This window comes from Vibrio sp. TMPB1044 (genome assembly GCF_030442075.1).
Classification (GTDB): Bacteria; Pseudomonadota; Gammaproteobacteria; order Enterobacterales; family Vibrionaceae; genus Vibrio; species Vibrio satsumensis.
On sequence record NZ_JAUJED010000047.1, the window covers coordinates 13,463 to 35,657 of the forward strand.

Sequence of the window (22,195 nt, forward strand, 5' to 3'; positions counted from 1 at the left end):
TTTGGTAGCATGGCGGAATAGTTATTGAAGTAGTCTCAAGGAAGAACATGCGTTATTTCCCAATGTTTTTGGATGTAGAAAATAAGCCAATCTTAGTGGTTGGTGGAGGTGAGGTTGCTTGCCGTAAAGTCGACAGCTTGCTACGAGCTGGGGCTGATGTGACTTTAGTGTCTCCCAAGGTTGCACCTTACTTAAAGCAGCTTATCGATGAAGACAAACTTCACTGGGTGCAAAACTTTTACTCATCACAGATCATATCGAAAAATTACCTGCAGGTTTGGGCGACAACAGATAACCCTAGCCTAAATCATCAAGTACATAATGATGCAAAAAACCTGGGTATTCTTGTCAATGTAGTCGATGATTTACCCTATTGTGACTTCATTACGCCATCAATGATTAATCGCGGAAGAATCCAAATTGCCATCTCAAGTGGGGGGGCATCACCTGTTTTGGTAAGAAATATTAGAGAAAAACTCGAAACCGTCTTGCCTCAGAATATCGGCTTGATCGCAGATTTTGGTGCATCAAAACGCAACTCGATTAAAGAGTCATTTCCAACTGTCGATGAGCGTCGTAAATTTTGGGAGCGCTTTTTATCGTCCAGTTTCATCGAACAGGTGACTGACAGAGAGCAGTTAGAATCATACTACCAGCAAGCGCTAACGGAAGGCATTGATAGTGAAGGACAGGTGACTTGGATTGAATTCGAGCAGGACGTTGAGTTGCTGTCTATGAAGGCTTTACGTTTGATGCAAGAGGCAGAGCTCGTACTTTCACCGAGCGATTGTCCATTCGAATTTGTCGACCTGTGCCGTCGAGACGCAGAAAGAGAGAGCTATGCTAACAGCGGAGAGTTATCAACCAAGCTTGAGCAGGCAAGAGCTGAGAAATTGCGAGTGTGTGTGTTTATTCCACCAGCAAGCGTAGAGTTTAATTTGTTGGTCGGCAAAGACCTAAAATTGTCAGCGGCCAAAGTACTTAGTTGAGTTGGCTGATTACCAGCTAGGAACTTCGATTTAAACTGACCAGATAAATAAAAAGCCACTTCCTATAAAGAAGTGGCTTTCTGCTTTTCAAACACGATATTGTGATGATGAATGAGCAACCTAAATAAGCGGTCGCTCAAACTCAAAAATTAGTCGCGGAAGTTGTCAAACTGGAATGGTTGACCAAGCTCACCGCTGCGAACTAAAGCCATAACAGCTTGTAGATCATCACGTTTCTTACCTGTTACACGAACTTTGTCGCCTTGGATAGAAGCTTGAACTTTGACTTTGTTGTCTTTGATTAGCTTAACGATCTTCTTAGCGACATCCGTTTCGATGCCTTGCTTAAAGATAACCGTTTGGTGCCAAGTGCGACCTGTTTGGTCAGCAGCCTTCGCTTCCATCGCGTTAGGATCAACATTACGCTTTGTTAGGTTGCTACGAAGGATATCGCGCATTTGCTTCAGTTGGAAATCGTCTTGAGCAGTCAATTTTACTGATTCATCTTTGTAATCAAAGCTTGCTTCAACTCCGCGGAAATCGAAACGAGTCGATAGTTCGCGGTTTGCGTTGTCTACCGCGTTACGCAGTTCTACTGCTTCTACTTCAGAGATAATGTCAAATGATGGCATTGTGTTGTTTCCTTAAGCTAAGTTTCTATCTTTAATTGCTGTTGCAAGCATGTCTAGCATTGTTGCCGTATCTTCCCAGCTTAGGCATGGGTCCGTAATCGACTTGCCATATTCTAGGTTGTTGATGTCTGTCATTGGCTGGTTGCCTTCAATAATGAAGCTTTCTGCCATGATGCCTGCAATTTGGTTCTTGTTAGATTTAATTTGCTCACAAATGTCTTGTGCCACTTCTAACTGTTTACGGTGTTGTTTCTGACAGTTAGCGTGGCTAAAGTCTACAACCAAACGTTGAGGTAGGTCGAATTCAGCCAGTTGCTTACATGCAGTATCTACAGATTCAGCGTCGAAGTTAGGGCCTTTATCACCACCACGTAGAATAACGTGACCGTATGGATTGCCAGAAGTACGGTAAACCGTCATGCGGCCGTTCTTATCTGGCGAGTAGAAGTAGTGTGAAGCATGTGCTGCACGAATTGCATCGATAGCAATCTTGATGTTGCCGTTGGTTGCGTTCTTGAAGCCAACTGGGCAAGACAGTGCAGAAGCCATTTCACGGTGAATCTGAGATTCAGTCGTACGAGCGCCAATCGCGCCCCAAGTGATAAGGTCCGCAATGTACTGACCTGTGATCATATCAAGGAATTCAGTCGCAGTAGCTAGGCCAAGCTTGTTGATATCTAGAAGAAGCTTACGTGCTTTGTTCAAACCTGTTTCAAGAGCGTACGAACCATCAAGGTTAGGATCGGTAATTAAACCCTTCCAACCTACAACAGTACGAGGCTTCTCGAAGTAGGTTCTCATTACAACGAACAGTTCATCTTTGTACTGGTCTTGAATTTGACTTAGACGTTCAGCGTAATCAAGTGCCGCATCTGTATCGTGAACAGAGCAAGGGCCTACGATAACTAATAGGCGGTTATCACGACCAGTTAGGATATCTTCGATTTGGCGGCGAGAATTTTTAATGCGCTCAGCAACGTCGTCAGTAATAGGGTGTGCATTGCCTAGTTCGGCAGGAGTTGGCATAGGACCCAGAGCTTGGGTTCTCAACTCATCAGTTTTTAATGGCATGTGATAGCTTTTTTATTCTATTGCGAAGTGGTTAAGATAACGGAATTGAACAGAGGAATAAACTCTCTTAAGTCAAAGTTATCTCTGTTATTGCTAATATTCTTATTTTTATCAGCAGGCCAGCGTCAAATAAGGGATTTTCACTTGTATTAACAGGCAGCTATCGGTATTTTCGTTTGAACACAACATAAAAATGCTGGAGCAGCAATGACTCAAGAAAATCAAAGCACTTTGCACCCAGAACTTGTTTTAGGTGATGTGCTGCCTTCTTACAACGATAATAATAATTCCAACCACTTATACGTTTCATTATCCGAACTGGTAATGGACCGTGTCTTCTACCACCCAAGTATTGAAAGTCATCTAGATACACTTACTGATATCGAAAAAACGTCTTTAAATGCGATCCTTGGTGATAAAACAGTTGATGAGCATTTTGTTTCGACCTTGGTGATTGCGATTCAAGCTGCCGTTCAGCCAAATCACACTTCTGTTCGTATCGCATTAAGCAGTGCAGACAGCTATGGTTTCCGTTCACTGCTAGGCGGCAATTGTGAAGCTGAAGAGATTAACCCAGCGCTCGGTATTCGCGGCGTAGCTCGTTATGCGACACCAGAGTACAGCAAGGCTTTCGCTTTAGAGTGTCAGGTCATTAAAACGTTGCGAGAGCAGGGTATTAACGTTGAAGTGGTTGTACCGTATGTACGAGCATTAAGCGATGCTGCTAAGATTATCGATCTGCTTGCCGAGCAAGGCCTACCACGTGGTCTGAACGGTTTGAAAGTACTGTTCTCGTGCGATGTGCCGTCTGCAGTGCTACTAAGCGAAAGATTACTGCATTACTTCGATGGTGTTGTGGTAAACATTGATAGCTTAGCGTCTTTCACTTTAGGTGTAGACAAGCATAATGAAGCTCAGCAACATGCTTTTGATCCTCAAAATGAGGCGGTTATTACCTTGTTGGATATGATTGTTAAAGCGACACTGCACGCGAAGAAACCAGTACTGCTAGTGACCCAAGGCTTAGTGGATTACCCACGCCTACAAGGTTACATTGCCGATCTTGAAGGTGTAGAAACGGTCGTGACTGCATAAAATAGATTGTTGTTTTAATCAATCAACGTGCGGTATCAGTTTGTTTGAAGCGAAAAAGCTTTGAGAATGAAAGAGATATCATTATGCGATGATATCTCTTTTTTGTAACATTTTTTTGACATTCACATCGCTAACCGATTTACTGGTCTGATGACTTAATTGATTAGGCAATCCGAATGTTGACCCCCCTACAAAAAGCAAATTTCTACTTGAGTATGTTTGGCTTTTTTAAAGTGCCTCTGATCTGGTTATGCAGACCAAAATTGCTCGCATTGGATAACCAGCATGTTGAGGTCAAAATCCCTCTTAAAAGACGAACGAAGAATCACCTTAATAGTATGTACTTTGGCGTATTGGCTGTGGGTGCTGATGTGGCGGGTGGTTTTCTTGCGATGAGCAAATCTCAGCAGCAAGGTGAAAAGATATCGTTGGCATTTAAAGAGGTGACGGGCAACTTCTTAAAGCGTCCAGAAGGCGATGTGCATTTCACTTGTAACGATGGTGAGTTGATCAACACCATGCTGGCAGAAACCATGTCTACAGGGGAGCGTGTCAACCAACCTGTAACCATTATTGCGACTTGCCCATCTTTGCATGGTGACGAGCCAATGGCCGAGTTCACGCTAACGCTTTCGATTAAGAAAGTCCCGTCTAGGAAATAGTTTGGAAATAGATGGTCCTTTTGAATAAGTGGAGAGCGGTATGTGAATTGAATACGCACATACCGTAACAAGATTAAGATTCTTGAGTGATTTGCTCGATGTCCACTATCTTTGAACGGTTCATTACGATTTTCCAACGGTAATAGGTCGGTTCGTTATCGTGATTGTTCTCTTTAATGATTAGGTTGAGCAAGTGACGCTTTTCTACGGATTCACGGCTAACTTGCCCTTCATTCAAGCGATACACCTTATTTGATCCCTTATCCATCAAACGGGTCAGCGCTCTGAGACTGATAGATAGTGTTTCACGAGTCTCTTCATAACCACTCATGAACGTCGACGTCGACATCTCCGTATGCGAACGGTAATGCAATATTTGCTCTTCGCGTTGAACGACACGCTTCTTACGTATCGATTGAATACGGTCTGCTAACTTGGAGAAATTCGCATAGTCCAACCATTCAAGCTTATGGCCGACAGACTTATTGGTCGTTGGGTCATAGTAACGACGCTTCCATTTCGGCTTGCCTTTACGCAGCCAGCGCCAAAGGATGTCTCTCAAGTCATCTTTGAAGATTTCACGCAACGCATAGATAAATGACATCGACACGATGAAAGAGGCCGTAATTTCGCCCAAGAAATCACGGGCCAAAATGACGGTTGTCGTCACCACCACCATAACTAAGCCAGTCGCGATACCTTTAACGGCACGTTTGACGTTTTTACCCATGGAGGTGGTCTTCTCCTTGAGTACGATAGGGTGTTCTATCAAACGTCGCAGTAGTCTCATCTTATTACTCAGACGGGTGACGTCTTCACGTACTTTAGCTGAGTTGTAGCGATTAAGTTTTCGATGGGCTGTCTCTTTTTCACAAAGCGTCAAGAGGCGCTCTTTTATCGTCGAGTATTCGCTGCCACGTGGCATATGTGATACCAAAGATAAGAACTTTTGCTCCGTATACCAAGAAAGGTAATTATCGATATTGGCATAATAGCGCTTTAGGTTTTCTTCATAAGGAATACTACGACGAAGCTTCTTCAAGATGTCTAACGCGAGCTCAATGACTTCATCAACCTCATCAGCTGTTACGTCGTCACTATCAGTTTTATTCAAGCTGTTTACCGCTTTATCTAAAGCAATAACATATTGGTAGGCGAACAAACTCAAACTGACACGATACTGTGTTGTCGATAAGCGTCCACGTTTTGCCAAGCGGCTATGTACTAGTGGTAATAGTGTCTTGTCACTATGGTAAGCGCGCTTTTGAGTAATTGAGCTGTAGAAAAAGGCACTTTCAGAAAGTACTTCAGGAGTCAGTCCGAGTTCACCGGGAATGAATAGATAAACGTCCATGTCGAGCTTTTTGGTCTTCGCCATCGCATGGTTAATTTTAAGTGTTATCGCATCTTGTTTGTCAACGGTGATCAACGATGTCTCCTAGAATGTAAAAATATGAATGAAACTAGCGAAAGCATATCAGAGATCACGTATAATCTCCGCCAAATTTAAAGTAGAGACAATCTTGATGATTAATATTGGTCAAATAAACAACTTAGAAGTAGTAAAACAAGCAGACTTCGGTGTATTCCTTGGCGCTAGCGACTATGGAACCGTGTTGCTGCCGAAACGATTTACTCCTGAAGGTGTTGAAATTGGTCAAAAGCTAGATGTGTTCTTATACATTGATTCTGATAACCAGATCGCTGCAACCACTGAAACCCCAATTGCCCAAGTAGGCCAGTTTGGCTTGATGACAGTTGAAGGTGTTAACAGTACGGGTGCATTCATGAGCTGGGGCGTGAAAGGTAAAGACCTTCTTGTTCCTTTCAGCGAGCAGCGCGGTCGTTTAAACGAAGGCCAGTCAATCTTAGTCTATGTGTATATCGATAAAGCATCGAGCCGCATTGTAGGTACAACAAAGTTCAACAAATGGTTAGACAACACACCTGCGACTTATAAGCAAAATGAACAAGTGGATCTTATAATCGCTGAACGTAGCCAATTGGGTTACAAAGCGATTGTGAACGGTGAACACTGGGGTATGATTTTCCCGTCAGACATTATCGGTAAGCTGTTCATTGGTAAAACGCTAAAAGGCTACATTAAAAACGTTCGTGAAGAAGACGGTAAGATTGACTTGTCTCTTCAGAAGATTGGTGTAGCTAAAATGGATGACCTGAGCACAAAGGTTCTTGACCTACTTGAAAAGAAAGGCGGTTACTTGCCTCTGAATGATAAGTCTTCTCCTGAGGTTATTTTCTCTGCATTCAGAACCAGCAAGGGTACTTTCAAGAAGACGATAGGTGGTTTGTACAAATCTGGTAAGATCACTATCGACAAAGAAGGTATCAGCTTAGTTAAATAAGCTAACCTGTCGGTCAAAAAAAAGCCCAAACCTTCCTGTTTGGGCTTAGGGGAAAGGGCTCCGAAGAGCCTACGCTAATTGTTTTAATCTCTGGACCATAGATAGAAGTCTAGTTTAAATTCTCCAATAAGCGATTTTTGTTTTTTAAAATAGCGACTTGAATTGATATTTGTATAATTAAGTGTTGATTTTTCAGTGCTTCCCTTGAAATGAACTAGCCGACAAGAATAGAAAAAGCCCAAACAATGAATGTTGTTTGGGCTTTTTGTTTTTCTCAGTACAGTGTGAGCTTTAATCGAACGACTAGAAAAGGTTTTTGTCGCGTACTAGCTCTCTTGGTAAGCCGTTCTTCAATCGGTTACCTACCCATTTACCAAGGCCGATGATTGCGCCGTTGTATTTTACTAGCACTTCGCCTTTGTCTGACAAGCCTTCTGGGCGAACGTCTCGGCCCATGAACCATTCTCGAGCATCTTCGATGCTGAGGTCTACGATGTTAGCTTCATTACCTGTCGCGAGCGTTGTCGCGACTTGGTGCTGCCATCGGTAACCTTTTTTATGGGTTTCCGCGATCTTAATTCCCATGCGAGAGAAACGGAATTCACCGATCATCGGCTCTAGCGCTTCTGGGAATAGCCAAACGTCTTTATCTCGAATCCAAACTTGAGTATCACTTGGCAATTCGATATCGAGAGTACTCATTAGTTGTTCAGCGACTTCTTGCTGAGTTTTCTTTGATGCTTTCTCAAATGGGAATTTACCCATACGCTTTTTAACTTCTGGTGGAGTAACTGACGCTAATTTACGGATACGTGCAACGAAGAAACCTTCTGAGTCATACACCTGTGGGAAAATGTGTAGAAAGCCTTCTTCTGTTGTGGTTGCTTTCGCATTGTCGAACAGTGATTCAAGGGATTCGAATTCTACCGCATCACCAAAGGTTTCTTTTAGGTGATGGCACACTTGTTGGTTCTCTTCAGTACTTAACGTACATGTTGAGTAAACCAAAATACCATTAGGTTTAAGAGCATGAAACGCGCTTTCAATCAGATCTTTTTGAGTGTCAGCAATATCGACTACAGATTGATAAGTCCAGTTCTTCATCGCATCAGCGTCTTTACGAATGGTACCTTCGCCAGAGCAGGGCGCGTCTAGCAGCACAGCATCAAACTGTTCTGGTAACCAACCACCGAAAACTCGACCGTCAAAGTTACTTAGAGCGGCATTACGAACACCACAACGTTCGATGTTAGCGTGAAGGACTTTCACACGGCTTGCTGCGTATTCATTGGCAACCAATACACCGCGATTATTCATTAGCGCAGCGATTTGAGTGGTTTTAGAGCCTGGTGCAGCCGCAGTGTCTAACACCGCTTGGTAATCAGCTTCACCTTGGAAAAGTGCCGAAGGTGGCATCATCGAGCTGGCTTCTTGGATGTAGAAAAGACCAGACATGTGTTCTGCCGTATTACCTAGTGGCGCTTCACTCTCATCAGCTGTAATCCAAAAGCCCGTTTCGCACCAAGGTACAGGTTCCAGTTCCCAGCCTTTCTCTTTTGCTCGTACGAGGAAGTCTTCAACACTGATTTTCAATGTGTTGACTCGAATACTTTTACGAAGTGGTTTTTGGCATGAAGCGACAAAAGAAGCCATATCTAGATGACTAGGCATGATTGCTTCGATGTGCGTTAGGAATTCTTCTGGAATATATACGTTAGCGTGCAAAAGAGTATCTCGATTTATTGCATTAATGCGGTGAGTTTAAAGCAAAATGAGGCCGTCCTAAACCATATTTATAGCAAACAACAAAAATGCAGCCTAATGGCTGCATTTTGATGAAGAATTAATCTTCCTGAAACGTGTGGGAATTCACTCTATGGGCGAGGAATCGCGGTTCTCCATGATTTCCACTCATCTTCGGCTTGAGGATAGAGATAGAAAGACTGATCTTCGCTTGCGACTGGTTGAAGTTCATTCGTCGGTGGGGTTGAGAATGTAATACCACCTCTTAATAAGCTGTCTACCGTTCCGGCTTTGATGTTTGCGCCTGACAGACCAATAGAGACATCGACGCCCGACACGTTCCAGAACACAGTGTTTGCGCGAATTAGATACGCGTAATCAGGTTCTATTTGAATCGTAGATATAATGCGGTCGGCAAACTCGCCTAGCTGAACATCGATAACACTGCCGATTTCAAGCTCGCGGAATAGGATAGGTGTGCCTTCTGATACCGAGCCTCGCGTTTCGCTTTGTAGCTGGAATATTTTGCCTTCAGGCTGCACTGGTCCCTTGCTAAGCTCAAATTTCGTGTTTCTTTCACCTTTGCCCGGATCTACGTTGATGTGTTTAGAGAGGATCGCAGAGACGTTTTTGATGCCGTTAAGGCCAATCTCAGGTTCTGCCAACCAGAAGTGACTGTTCGCCACGGCAATCTTGTCGACGTACTCAGGTAAAATACGCGCAGTAATCTCAATACCGCCTTTGTTGAAGTTCGGAATCACCAAAGTAACCTCACCAACAGTGACACCTTGATATTTGATCGCCATACCCTTGCTGACTTCTTGATCGCCAGAAGAGGTGATAGTAATCGCGCGGCCAAATTTTCGAGCGGATTTCGAATCTTTATAAAGCTTCCACACATCACCAAGTTTGTTGTCGATTCCCGGCAGAGAGTCAAAAGCAATACCGCCTTGGATAAGAGTTTTAACTGGCGCCGCTTTAATACTGATACCCGATAGTGACGCATCAACCTCAACGCCTGAACGGTTCCAGAAAACGGTATGCTTATTGAGCAAGTGCGTATAACGATTTTCGATCGTGACTTTGATTCTTACACCACCGTCTGCAAGCTGAAAATCAGAAATACTACCCACTTGTAGGTTGCGATAGAGTAGTGGGCTGCCTTTAGAAATTGAAGGTAACTCACTGGCAAACAACGAAAGCGTCTTTGAGCCGGACTGATTAAACTTAGCGATTTCTGCTAACGATTTACTTTGGAAAAGTTGGTAGTCCGTTCGAGCTTCAGATTTACCTTCACTTACAAAGCTAATTGAGCCAGTCAGAAGCTGTTTTGCTGGTGGAACAGTAACACTCAAACCTGATTCAGTAAGCTCCGCGGTCGCACTGCCTGTCACGAAGAAACGGTTGTGACTTTTGATAAGGTGCGCGTACTCGTTGTCGATAAGCGCATCCATGAACACTTCGTGCTTATCAGAGCCAGTGCCAACACCATCGACTAAGCCCACTTGGATGATAGAGCCAACAGCAATACCTTTGTAGAGCAGTTGTGTACCGACATCCAGTCCGAACGAATTGTTTGAGGTTAAGCGAATCGCAACGGATTTCTCTTGTTCCTGACTGAATTCGTTCTTACGGATCGCAGTAAATCGACGGGCTTTTTCACCTTTGCCCGGTACCAAGGTTAAAAAGTTACCTGTCACTAAGTTGGCAATGTTTTTCATGCCAGTAAGCGATAGTTCAGCTTCTTCTAGAACGAATTTACTGCCGCTATTTAAAAAGTCACTGAATGCAGGCTGGATAGCAGCGGATGCGACCACGTTTTCACGTCCTTCGCTTAAAGATAAGTCGGTGATTTGACCGATTTCAATGCCGCGATACATGATCGGAGCGCCCGTTGCACTGATCTTGTTATCATCGGGAACAGCGATCTTGATAGAGATACCACGACCTGCTGTTTTCAAATCTGGGTAAAGTTTGAATTTGGTGTTCATCTCGACAGGCTGACCTTCTCCCGGAGAGTCGACCGCAATTGAACCGCCAAGTAGCGCACTGAGGCTTTCTAAGCGCACGTCAACACCTGAAAATCCAATACTGGCACCTAAGCCACTTACATTCCAAAAACGGCTTTGATCGGTAATGATATGGCTGTATTCATCTTTAATTGACGCTTGAATGGTTACGGATTTAGCGTTGTCGTTTAGCTGGTAGTTGTAAACCTCACCAATGGGGATTTTACGATAAACGATTTGAGAGCCAACAGACACACCACCTAGATCTTTGGTCGTCAATGAGATGTTTAGACCTTCAGAAGCCAGCAAATCAGAAGGGGACGACTCTAAAGCCTGAAAAACGGTTTCTGGCTCTTCTTTAGTTTCGCTAGGGTGTATAGCGATATAGTTACCTGAAACAAGTGCATCTAACCCAGAGATACCAGACAAACTGGCCGTTGGCTTTACGAGCCAAAAACGTGTGCCTTTTGATAGTAGTTTCTTCGCTTCTGGGTAGATGTCAGCATCGACATAGATGCTCGATAGATCTTTGGATAAGGTGATGTCGCGCACCATACCCACCTCTAAGCCTTGGTAACGAATCGTTGTTCGACCTGCGACTAAACCTGCGGCATCTGAAAAGTATATCTGAACACGTTGGCCTGCATCGTGGATCGATTTCATGACCAACCAACCGGCTAATGCGACGGTTAATATCGGCAGAATCCACAAAGGTGAGATGCCTTTGTTTTTCCTTACTTCTGGTGAATATGACGTTTGTGATTGGTTATCGTTGTTCATTCACTGACTCATCTTTAGAGGTGTAGTTATCCCAAATTAGCCTAGGATCTAAGCTTTCCGCTGCTAGCATCGTGAGAACAACCACGACGCCAAAAGCGACTGCACCATAACCTGGTGTAAAGTTTAAAATTTGTCCGCGGTCGACCAAGGTCATCATGATCGAAATAACGAATAGATCCATAACCGACCATTTTCCCACCCATTTCACGATGAAATAGATGGTCATACGTTGTCTGTGGTAAATCGTACGCTTCATCTTGATACAGATTAAGATGTACGCGAGGCCCAGTATTTTCGCGACGGGAACGACGATACTGGCAATGAAAATGATCGCTGCAATGCCATACATATCGCTATTTATTAGCGACGCGACACCGGAAATTATTGTGTCTTCTAGCCTTTGTCCGTTGGTGATAAGGATAGAAATCGGAATGACGTTGGCTGGCACAATAGCCACTGATGCGGCAAACAACAGTGCCCATGTCTTCTGTATAGAGTAGGGCTTGCGGTGGTATAAGTCATGGTGACAACGCACGCAAGTATGCCCATCCGGTTGAGATAGGTGGCAGTTGTGACAGTGTACGTTCTTACTTTCAGTAAATGAGTAGTCAGATTCTTTTGTCCAAGCTTCCCAGTAGCGACGCACGCTGGTGCGGCTTACCAACAATACACTGAAAAGCTGCAGAAGAATGAGGCCAACCAATCCAGGGCCGACAAAAATATCGGAATAGTCTTGCAGTTTGAAACATGAGACCGCCAAACTTACCAGAAACACATCCAACATCATCCAATGTTTTAATGTCTGGATGATGGCTAACGCATACCTAAATGGTGTAAAAAATTTGAAGCGCAATGATAAATGGGTAATGAGTACCGATGTACACACGAGCAACGGAGCGATCGAACTGCAGAACAGGATCAGTAAGCCAAGCAGAGGGAAGCCTTCACCCATTAAAGTAAAGACGCCGGATGGTAATGTAGCAGGTATCATGACACCAATCAGGCGAATACTGATGAATTCAAAAAAGTGCGAGGGGATAAACAGCAATAAGCAGGTAATCGCAATTGCTAGGTTTCCAGAGAGGCTAGGGGTCCCGCCTCTATAAAGCTGAGTACCACACCTTGGACAGTAAGCAGATTTCCCCAAAGGGATGTCCATTTTATCTACGGGAAGCTCGCAGCCCTGACAAAGACGCACTGAGCTGCTATCGCATTGATGCTTCGTTGATAAAGGGGTGGTAACGGATGGGGAGGTCACGCGACCTCCCAAGTTGAAACGTTAGTCAGACTCGATGCCCGACTTAAAGACTCAGAACTATAAACATCAGGCGTGCGATTGCACACTGCCGTAGAGTGTTTGATAAAGTCCTTGTTGTTCAACCAATTCACCATGTGTTCCCGTCTGTGTGACTTGCCCATCTTCTAAAACATAGATTAGATCGGCTTGTTTCACCGCTGATAATCGATGAGCCACTATCAAAGTTGTGCGATCTTTCAAAAACTCGCTCAGAGCTTTATGCAGTGCCGACTCTGTTGCAGTGTCGAGTGCAGATGTCGCTTCATCAAGAATAACAAACTTAGGATTGCTCAGCACCATGCGGGCTATTGCTAGACGTTGTCGTTGACCGCCAGACAGTCGAACTCCGTTCCTACCAATTTGTGTATCCAATCCATTACTCAGTTGCTTAATAACATCTTGCATTTGAGAGACTTCAAGCGCACGCCATAACGACATTTCATCGTATTCAGCGCCAAGGGTCAGATTATGCCTTAATGTATCGTTAAAGAGTATAGGTTGTTGTAAAACAACGGCAATTTCATTGCGGATAATATCAAAGCTGATGTCATCAGTTTTTTCGCCGTTATAGCGTATACAACCTGAATCGGCTTGATAAACCCCAATCAGCAATTGGATTAATGTGGATTTACCGCCACCACTCGCACCCACTAAAGCGACCTTTTTACCAGCAGGGATGTGCAGTGATAGGCTATTTAAAACAGTGTTTTCTAATGTGTAAGAGAATGTAACGTTTTCGATGTCTACCGTCACTTCTTGGTTTTCATTGAAAGGGTTTACCTTGCTTACTGGGCGATGCTCTTCTTCTAACTTCAGAAGATCATTGATTCGTTGTAGTGCCGCCTTCGCGCTATACCAAGAGAATTGAATCCCTAGCAGCTCTTGAACTGGGCCTAACATAAACCATAAGTAACCGAATACCGCGAAGATCTGACCGATGGTTAAGTCACTGAATAGCACCATTAACATCGCGACAGCTCGGAAAAGTTCAAAGCCTAATAGAAAGAGCAGAAACGAAACACGCCCAGCAGCTTCAGATTGCCAAGCGTATTTGTCGGCATCGATTCTTACTTGGTTCGCTTGAACCTTCAATTCATCTAGGAAGATACGTTCTTTGTTGGCTGCACGTAGCTGATAAATACCATCTAAGGTTTCAACCAAGCGGTTTTGAAAACGTTCGAAAGATTGGTTCTCGTACTTTTTAAGGTGCTTAACCTTGCTGCCTAGTTTACGGGAGAAATAAATCACAACAGGATTGACCAGTAAAATGAACAACCCTAATCGCCATTCTAACCACAATAACACGATCGCGGTGCCAAACACGGTTAAGAAGCTGATGAGGAACTTAGACAAAGTCGAGCCAATGAACTTATCTATCGTCTCTATGTCTGTTATCAGGTGGGCGTTGATACCACCGCTGCCTTTGGTTTCGTACTGTCTAATACTAATGCGGCCAAGCTTATCTATCATCTTGCTTCGCATTTGATAGGTAATTGTTTTTGAGACGAGTGTAAATTGACGCCCTTGCAGAATGTTTAACGCTTGGCTAATGGTGCGCATGATAATCACTAACAGCAAAGTTAGTGCTATATAGCCAGTCGGTGTTTGTAACGATGATGGAAGTAGGTGGTTCATCATCTCTAAGCCTGAAGCTGGCTTATCAAGTAATACTTCATCAACCATTAATGGCATGAGCAACGGGATAGGGACACTAATGAGAGTTGCAAATATGGCAATAATGTTAGCAAACAGTAATTTGGACTTGTGTTTTTTTACTTGAGTTATTAACCAAGAACGGCTAATAGTGTCTTTTGAATTGTTCATTGTAATGAGAATAAGTCCTATTTAGTTTGATGGCCGCATTCTACTGCGTTCTCTTGATAATGGAAGTCTCAATTTAATTGGAAGTTAATATGAAAATAGAACATTACCAACGCTTAACCAAACAAGCCGTTGCATTAATTGAATCAGAAACCGATCTAACTGCTAATCTTGCTAATATCAGTTCATTATTATTCATGGAATTGGATGAACTGAATTGGGCGGGTTTCTATTTAATGAAGCAGGACCAAGCTAAGGAAAAAGACGAACTTGTACTGGGTCCTTTCCAAGGTCAACCTGCTTGTGTACGAATTCCGGTAGGGCGTGGTGTGTGTGGAACTGCGGTTGCGACGAATACAGTTCAGCGCATTCATGATGTTCATGAGTTCGAAGGTCACATCGCATGTGACGCTGCAAGTAACTCAGAAATCGTCATTCCGTTCTCGATTGGCGGAAAAATCGCTGGCGTTCTTGATATCGACAGCCCAAATATTGGTCGTTTTTCTCAAATTGACGAGGACGGATTAACATTTTTCATGGCAGAAGTGGAAAAGCTGCTTAATTCGCACGCGAACAAGGCATAAATTATTCTCTTACTGTGGTTTTTCCCAAGCATCTCTCTATAATACGTAAAAATATTTTCTTAATGCTCGCGGAAAACCGCAAAAACCAGGAACCCACATGGAAAACACTGAAAAGTTAAAAAACAGCAAAGAAGTTATCGCATATATTGCTGAATGTTTCCCTAAATGCTTTACTCTAGAAGGTGAAGCGAAGCCACTTAAAATTGGTATTTTTCAAGATCTTGCTGAACGTCTAAACGAAGACGAAAAAGTAAGTAAGACTCAGCTTCGTGCAGCGTTAAGACAGTACACATCATCATGGCGTTACCTGCACGGCGTAAAAGCTGGCGCAGAACGTGTTGACCTAGACGGCAACGCGTGTGGCACACTAGAAGAAGAGCACGTTGAACACGCTAAAGCGACACTTGCAGAAAGCAAAGCGAAAGTTCAGGCTCGTCGTAAAGAACAAGCACAAAAAGCTCGTGAAGAAGGCAAAGCGAAACCTAAGGCGAAGAAAGCTCAACAGCCTCGTCGTCAAGCGCCTAAAGCACCAAAAGTAGAAAAGCCTGTAGAAACACGCGCTTTGAACGCTGACGAATTTATCGCTGGCAAAGAAGTAAATGTGAACATGGGTAAAGGAAACATGGCTGCGACCATTGTTGAAATCAATAAGGAAGATGTGCGTGTTCAGTTAGCAAACGGCCTACAAATGGTTGTTAAAGCGGAGCACTTGCGCGCTTAAAGGAGATACTCCTACGCATGAAATGCCGTTCAAAATTGACACTGATTGCTGCTAGCTTTTGGCTAGCAGCTTCAGCTCAGGCTCTCGAAGCCAAATTAGATCAGGACGATTTACCTCTACTCGCTCCTGAGGTCCAACACGAAACTGCTAGTAAACGTGTTACTTCTCGATTTACTCGTTCTCACTATAAGCACTTCAATCTCAACGATGATTTCTCTCAAGCTATCTTTAATCGTTACTTAGAGATGCTAGATTATAATCGTAATATCTTCACTCAAGCTGATATTGACTCTTTCGCTGCGTCTTCTACACAAATTGATGATCAGCTGAAATCGGGCAATAACCAGATTGCATTCGATGTTTATAATTTGTCTATGCAGAAGCGTTTTGAACGTTTTCAATATGCATTGTCTTTGCTAGATACAGAGATTAAGTTTGATACCGATGAAAGTATTGAGCTCAATCGTAGCGAAGCGGAATGGCCAAAAGATATCGCTGAAGTGAATGAGCTTTGGAGAAAACGCGTTAAATACGATGCGTTGAATCTAAAACTTACTGGTAAAGAGTGGCCAGAGATTCAAGAAGTTTTGGAAAAGCGTTACAACAATGCGATGAAGCGTATTACGCAATCGCACAACGAAGATGCTTTCCAGATCTACATGAACGCATTTGCGCGTGAAGTTGATCCGCATACCAGTTACCTTTCTCCAAGAAATGCAGAGCAATTCCAATCTGAGATGAACCTATCTCTAGAAGGTATTGGTGCTGTACTTCAGATGACAGACGACTACACCGTTATTCGATCTTTAGTTGCTGGTGGTCCTGCGTCAAATAGCAAACAGCTGAGCGATGGCGACCGTATTGTTGGTGTTGGTCAAGATGGTGAAGAGATTGTTGATGTTATCGGCTGGCGTTTAGACGATGTAGTGCAATTAATTAAAGGACCGAAAGGGACCAAAGTTAAGCTACAGATCTTGCCAGACGGTAAAGATGCAAAAAGTCACGTTGTCACAATTGTACGCGATAAGATTCGTTTAGAAGACCGCGCTGTTAAGTCAGAAGTTATCGAGAAAGATGGCAAGAAGATTGGTGTACTAGAAGTACCAAGTTTCTATGTTGGCCTTTCTAAAGATACCGATAAACTGATCACCGAACTTAAAGAGCAAGGTGTTGAAGGTATTATTGTTGATCTGCGAAACAACGGTGGTGGTGCACTAACGGAAGCAACCGAACTCTCTGGTTTGTTTATCAAAGAGGGGCCTGTTGTTCAGGTTCGTGATAGCTACGGTCGTGTCAAAGTGAACAGCGATACTGATGGTGAAATCAGTTACCAAGGTCCTTTAACGGTATTGGTGAATCGCTACAGTGCTTCGGCATCTGAGATCTTTGCAGCAGCGATGCAGGATTACGGTCGTGCAATCATCCTAGGTGAGAACTCTTTCGGTAAAGGTACGGTACAACAGCATCGTTCTTTGAATCATATTTATGATTTGTTCGACAAAGAGTTGGGCTACGTTCAATACACAATCCAAAAGTTCTACCGAATCAATGGTGGTAGTACGCAAAACAAAGGTGTAGTGCCTGATATTGCTTACCCAACACCAATTGACCCGGCAGATACCGGAGAAAGTGTTGAAGATAATGCTCTACCTTGGGACAGCATTGATAAAGCAAACTACTCAGTGTTACAGCGTAACGACGAGCAAATTGCTGCTTTAACGGCTCAACACCAAGCTCGTATTGCGACAGATATGGAATTTGGCTTTATCGCGCAAGATATTGAAAAATATAAGGCAGATAAAGACGATAATGACCTTTCTTTGAATGAAAAGGTACGTCAGCAAGAGAGCGATGATGCGGATGTACTTCGTCTAGATCGTATCAATCAACGTCAAAAAGCTGCTAAGTTAGAGGCGTTTAAAACGTTGGATGATATTCCTAAAGACTATGAAGCCCCGGATGCTTATCTTGATGAGTCTGTTGCTATCATGCTGGATATGATCAAGAAATAGAGCAAATGCCTGTTAAAGGTAATTGTTTAAAGACGCGAAATTTAAAAAGCGAGCCTAGGCTCGCTTTTTTTGTGCCTATGATTTGAAAGGAATATTTGATTATTTTGATTGAGATTGTCGCAAAGTACTTTAAATATTGAGGGGGATTTAGCTCTATTTTGCGGTCAATAATGACAGATAAGTTACTTTGCATTTGAAATTTAGTGACTTGGATCAAATTTTTTCGCTTTCTATTCATTACGTGCCTAAGCTTAAAGAAAATGAGGGGGCGCGTATGAAATGGATTCTACTATTTTTATCTTGTTTAAGTTTTGTGGCTTTCGGCAGTGAAGTAGCTCCGAGCAACCAACAATCAAAAAGTGATAGTAATCTATCTCATTTTGATCTACCTCTGTTGCTTGGCGATTGGTATTTGATGAATCCAGATCCTGAGCAAGGCACTGAAAACTTTAGAGCAATTAAGCTGACTCTTGATTCAAACTACTCATTTTCAATTGATATTCAAAAGAAAGACTACAGTGTGGATCATTGGGAAGGTTTGTATAACGCTAATGAAGACACGATTATTTTAGGTTTGAATACTTCTGAACCGCAGGTTTATGCGTACAGCAGTAACCACAATATGCTAAATCTTAACGGTGTTATGTTCACCAAAGCCTTGCCAAACGCATTAGCGGGGATCTGGTCAAGCGCCGAGCTTTCCGGAAGTGATTTACGTGCGAGTAATATTCAAAAAATGGATTTGGTTCTTCAACCAGACTTTATATTCATGTTCCGAGTTTCCGATGAAGAAGGTGGTGAAGTCATTCGCCGCGGTGTGTACTACACCGAAGGCGACCAGCTAGTGTTACTTTATGAGAATGGTGAACATGGTACTCGTTACACACTGAACAGCGATGTGTTAACACTGCAAGGTGAAGAGGGAGACATGTTTGCGGTGCTCAATCGCATCCGATAATCGTGAGTTTTAGCAGTTAAGTCGTACTCGTTGATAATATTGTGCACAGTTCATTTCTTAGGCGTTCCTGTCTGATTTGATTGATAAAATAGCAAAACATGGAGGCATTTTCTTACAATGCCTCCTTTTTTTAATATTCCCCTTGTTTTATTGGCGCTCAACCTTTAGATATAGACAGTTAAAAAATAATTACGCATAACGATCAAAAGGAACCCGTCATGGCACATACACCTCAAGCCAAGTATCGTAAAGATTATCAATCACCATCTCACACTATTTCTGAAATCGATCTTACTTTCGATTTGTACGATTCAGCATCCATCATTACGGCTGTGTCTAGTGTTAAGCAAGAGAAAGATAGCTCGACCTTAGTACTTGATGGTGAAGGCTTGAAGTTGGTTTCTGTTTTGGTAGAAGGTAAAGCGTGGACTCAGTATGAGCAGTCTGAAACTCAACTGACACTGAACGATTTACCAAAAGAATTCACATTAATGATCGTTACCGAAGTTAATCCTGAAGGGAACAGCGCACTTGAAGGATTGTACAAATCAGGTGGTGCTTTCTGTACTCAATGTGAAGCGGAAGGTTTCCGTCGTATTACTTACTACATGGATCGCCCAGACGTATTGGCGAAATTCACCACAACGGTAATCGCAGACAAAGCAGAGAACCCGTTCTTATTAAGTAATGGTAACCGTGTAGATGAAGGCGAAGTTGAAAATGGTCGTCACTGGGTGAAGTGGCAAGATCCACATCCAAAACCAGCGTACCTGTTTGCACTAGTAGCCGGTGATTTTGATGTACTTCGTGATGCTTACACTACGCAATCAGGCCGCAAGGTTGACCTAGAAATCTTTGTCGACAAAGGCAACCTAGACAGAGCTAACCACGCGATGGTTTCTTTGATTAACTCAATGAAGTGGGATGAAGAGCGTTTCAACTTAGAATACGACTTAGACATCTACATGATCGTAGCCGTTGATTTCTTCAATATGGGCGCGATGGAAAACAAAGGTCTGAACGTATTCAACTCGAAATTTGTTCTAGCGAATGACCAAACTGCAACGGATACAGACTACCTAGGTATCGAAGCGGTAATCGGTCACGAATATTTCCATAACTGGACCGGCAACCGAGTGACTTGCCGCGATTGGTTCCAACTAAGCTTGAAAGAAGGCTTAACGGTATTCCGTGACCAAGAGTTCTCTTCGGATCTTGGTTCTCGTGCAGTAAACCGTATCAACAACGTACGTATTATCCGCGGTCCACAATTCGCAGAAGATGCGAGCCCAATGTCACATCCAATTCGTCCAGATAAAGTGATAGAAATGAATAACTTCTACACTTTGACAGTGTACGAAAAGGGCAGTGAAGTGATCCGTATGATCCATACATTGTTGGGCGAAGATGGTTTCCAAAAAGGTATGAAGCTGTACTTCGAACGTCACGATGGTACGGCAGCAACATGTGAAGATTTCGTGGCAGCAATGGAAGATGCATCAGGTGTTGATCTGTCTCAGTTCCGTTTATGGTACAGCCAGTCTGGTACGCCAACGCTGTCTGTTGAAAGTCATTACGATGCAGATAAGAAACAATACACGTTAACAACTCGTCAAGTAACGGCACCAACACATGAGCAAGCTGAAAAACAAGCCCTGCATATTCCTCTAGACATCGAACTGTACACAGCGACAGGTGATGTGATTGAGTTACAATGTAACGGCAAGCCTGTTCACAATGTATTAGATGTGAAAGAAGCTGAACAGACTTTTGTGTTCGAGAACGTAAGCGAGAAACCAGTGCCATCATTGCTGCGTGAATTCTCTGCACCAGTAAAACTTGAATACGACTATTCAGATGACGAGCTGATCTTCTTAATGGTGAATGCGTGCAATGAGTTTTCTCGCTGGGATGCGGGTCAAATGCTATTGGCTAAGTACATTCGCAGTAACGTTGAGAACGTTCAACAAGGTCAGAAGTTTGAATTATCAGAGTCTGTTGTTGATGCATTCCGCGGCGTACTACTGAGTGATTCGCTAGAACCTGCATTCATCGCAGAAATGCTTTCATTGCCAAGCCACAACGAAGTATCAGGTTGGTATGAGCGTGTTGATATTGATGCGGTTGCATCTGTGTTGAATTCAATGAAGGTAACACTGGCTACAAAACTTGAAGACGAACTGGCTGCGGTTTATCACAGCAATGCACTAGCGGAATACACAATCGATCACGATTCGATTGGTAAGCGCACTTTGCGTAAAGTTTGCCTAAGTTACTTAGCACATACAGAGCAGGGTAACAATTTGGTTGTTGCAATGTACCAGCAGGCAAACAACATGACAGATACAATGGCAGCGATGGGCGCGGCAAACAGCGCACAACTGGCATGTCGTGAAACTTTGATGGCAGATTACAGCGACAAGTGGAAACACGACGGCCTTGTTATGGATAAGTGGTTTGCATTGCAAGGTACAAACCCAAGTTCAAACGCACTTGAAGTTATCAAAGCGTCGATGTCGCACCAAGCGTTCAGTTTGAAGAACCCGAACCGTACCCGTAACTTGGTCGGTTCATTCTTAAACATGAACCCGGTTCAGTTTCACGACAAGTCAGGTCAGGGCTATGAGTTTGCAGGAGAAATCTTGCGTGAACTGAACAGCAGCAACCCGCAAGTGGCTTCACGTCTGATTGACCCGCTACTTAAGTTCCGTAAGTACGATGATGAACGCCAAGCTCTTATCAAAAAAGAACTAGAGACGTTAAAGAACATGGACAACCTAGCAAAAGACTTGTTTGAGAAAGTGACGAAAGCACTAGAGGCTTAAGTCAGCAGCAGCTCATTCAGGTAAACGGTTTACTATAACTAAAGGTCATCAGTGGTAGATAATATCTACCGCTGATTTTTTGTTTCTGGTTCATCGAATTTTCGATAAGCTAGAGCAGTTTCAAGCTCAGTTTCACAGTCAGACATCGTTAAGTGCCAAAAAACACCGGCACTGTATATTTATACAGGTATTGTATGAATCGCTATATTTTCCAACTTAACATCTCATATCAGCAGTTTTTGGCCAGCTATTCTGGTGCGGCAAGTAAAGTTCAAGTGATAACAACAACAGGTTTACGTTTGCAGTTACCTGCAACTCGGTTCAGACCATTTCTTACACAAATAGGGGTTAGAGGGCAGTTTAGGCTGACAACTGACCAAAAAAATAAGTTTATTAAGTTAGAAGCTCTGTAAACCTTGGCGTGCCTAGTGAGTTAAAAGGAATCTTAATCACATAATCAAACATTTCACCTCTTACCACCTCCAAAACAATTAACTATTTTTCAATAATGCTTTTACAATAAATAAATGCATTACCTTTGCTTAACTCGTTAGTAGAAAAGCGCTCAACGGCACGTTTCAAACATCAGATTAAGTGATCCCCCTAATAATAAAATATAATTCTAATTGT

The 22,195-nt window shown here is 43.1% G+C and carries 17 protein-coding genes; 10 read left to right on the forward strand and 7 right to left on the reverse strand.

The genetic code is table 11. The features are described from left to right. Window positions 1–47 precede the first annotated feature (47 nt). A complete protein-coding gene (locus QQ041_RS21720) occupies window positions 48–989 on the forward strand; it encodes a bifunctional precorrin-2 dehydrogenase/sirohydrochlorin ferrochelatase (protein ID WP_146489710.1) in 942 nt (313 codons plus the stop codon). 149 nt (window positions 990–1,138) lie between these two features. Here QQ041_RS21720 and QQ041_RS21725 read toward each other — a convergent pair whose 3' ends face one another. Both QQ041_RS21725 and QQ041_RS21730 read right to left on the reverse strand, forming a co-directional pair. Next, window positions 1,139–1,621 (reverse strand): YajQ family cyclic di-GMP-binding protein, encoded by a 483-nt coding sequence (locus tag QQ041_RS21725; protein WP_004733632.1) that lies wholly within the window; start codon window positions 1,619–1,621, stop codon window positions 1,139–1,141. Window positions 1,622–1,633: 12 nt separating this feature from the next. After that, entirely contained in the window at window positions 1,634–2,692 is a 1,059-nt protein-coding gene (locus QQ041_RS21730) for a 3-deoxy-7-phosphoheptulonate synthase (protein ID WP_060982093.1), read from the reverse strand. Window positions 2,693–2,899: 207 nt separating this feature from the next. Between QQ041_RS21730 and QQ041_RS21735 the strand changes: the two genes are divergently transcribed. Next, on the forward strand, window positions 2,900–3,787 hold the full coding sequence (locus QQ041_RS21735; RefSeq protein ID WP_146489711.1) for a putative PEP-binding protein: 888 nt from the start codon (window positions 2,900–2,902) through the stop codon (window positions 3,785–3,787). A gap of 176 nt (window positions 3,788–3,963) precedes the next feature. Continuing rightward, on the forward strand, window positions 3,964–4,449 hold the full coding sequence (locus QQ041_RS21740) for a PaaI family thioesterase (protein ID WP_017082222.1): 486 nt from the start codon (window positions 3,964–3,966) through the stop codon (window positions 4,447–4,449). Window positions 4,450–4,522: 73 nt separating this feature from the next. Here the strand turns inward: QQ041_RS21740 and QQ041_RS21745 are convergent, their stop codons facing one another. Beyond that, a complete protein-coding gene (locus QQ041_RS21745; protein ID WP_285955033.1) occupies window positions 4,523–5,878 on the reverse strand; it encodes a hypothetical protein in 1,356 nt (451 codons plus the stop codon). 28 nt (window positions 5,879–5,906) lie between these two features. On the opposite strand from QQ041_RS21745, the gene QQ041_RS21750 reads away from it, so the two are divergent. Further along, window positions 5,907–6,815, forward strand: coding sequence for a S1-like domain-containing RNA-binding protein (locus QQ041_RS21750; protein ID WP_285955034.1), 909 nt, complete (start codon window positions 5,907–5,909; stop codon window positions 6,813–6,815). 303 nt (window positions 6,816–7,118) lie between these two features. On the opposite strand, the gene rsmF is transcribed toward QQ041_RS21750, so the two are convergent. From rsmF to QQ041_RS21770, 4 genes are all read right to left on the reverse strand, one after another. After that, a complete protein-coding gene (gene rsmF / locus QQ041_RS21755) occupies window positions 7,119–8,540 on the reverse strand; it encodes a 16S rRNA (cytosine(1407)-C(5))-methyltransferase RsmF (protein ID WP_285955035.1) in 1,422 nt (473 codons plus the stop codon). A gap of 149 nt (window positions 8,541–8,689) precedes the next feature. Further along, window positions 8,690–11,347, reverse strand: a complete 2,658-nt coding sequence (locus QQ041_RS21760) for an MlaD family protein (protein WP_285955036.1) — start codon at window positions 11,345–11,347, stop codon at window positions 8,690–8,692. Then, window positions 11,334–12,617: a paraquat-inducible protein A gene (locus tag QQ041_RS21765; protein WP_285955037.1), complete on the reverse strand. Its 1,284-nt coding sequence runs from the start codon at window positions 12,615–12,617 to the stop codon at window positions 11,334–11,336. Before QQ041_RS21765 ends, QQ041_RS21760 begins: the two co-directional genes overlap by 14 nt. A gap of 54 nt (window positions 12,618–12,671) precedes the next feature. Then, the gene (locus QQ041_RS21770; protein ID WP_285955038.1) at window positions 12,672–14,468 is read right to left on the reverse strand and encodes an ABC transporter ATP-binding protein; all 1,797 of its coding nucleotides are present in this window, start codon (window positions 14,466–14,468) and stop codon (window positions 12,672–12,674) included. 89 nt (window positions 14,469–14,557) lie between these two features. Between QQ041_RS21770 and QQ041_RS21775 the strand changes: the two genes are divergently transcribed. From QQ041_RS21775 to QQ041_RS21800, 6 genes are all read left to right on the forward strand, one after another. Next, window positions 14,558–15,049 (forward strand): GAF domain-containing protein, encoded by a 492-nt coding sequence (locus tag QQ041_RS21775; RefSeq protein ID WP_086711493.1) that lies wholly within the window; start codon window positions 14,558–14,560, stop codon window positions 15,047–15,049. A gap of 97 nt (window positions 15,050–15,146) precedes the next feature. Next, window positions 15,147–15,770 (forward strand): RNA chaperone ProQ, encoded by a 624-nt coding sequence (gene proQ, locus QQ041_RS21780; protein WP_017057223.1) that lies wholly within the window; start codon window positions 15,147–15,149, stop codon window positions 15,768–15,770. Between the two features lie 17 nt (window positions 15,771–15,787). After that, window positions 15,788–17,782, forward strand: a complete 1,995-nt coding sequence (gene prc, locus QQ041_RS21785) for a carboxy terminal-processing peptidase (protein WP_146489716.1) — start codon at window positions 15,788–15,790, stop codon at window positions 17,780–17,782. Between the two features lie 274 nt (window positions 17,783–18,056). Then, window positions 18,057–18,740, forward strand: coding sequence for a hypothetical protein (locus QQ041_RS21790; RefSeq protein WP_285955039.1), 684 nt, complete (start codon window positions 18,057–18,059; stop codon window positions 18,738–18,740). A gap of 218 nt (window positions 18,741–18,958) precedes the next feature. Continuing rightward, complete coding sequence (pepN, locus tag QQ041_RS21795; protein WP_285955040.1) at window positions 18,959–21,565, forward strand: aminopeptidase N; 2,607 nt, start codon at window positions 18,959–18,961, stop codon at window positions 21,563–21,565. A 194-nt stretch (window positions 21,566–21,759) separates the two neighbouring features. Continuing rightward, complete coding sequence (locus QQ041_RS21800) at window positions 21,760–21,978, forward strand: DUF2835 domain-containing protein (RefSeq protein ID WP_004733645.1); 219 nt, start codon at window positions 21,760–21,762, stop codon at window positions 21,976–21,978. The last annotated feature ends 217 nt before the right edge of the window (window positions 21,979–22,195 follow it).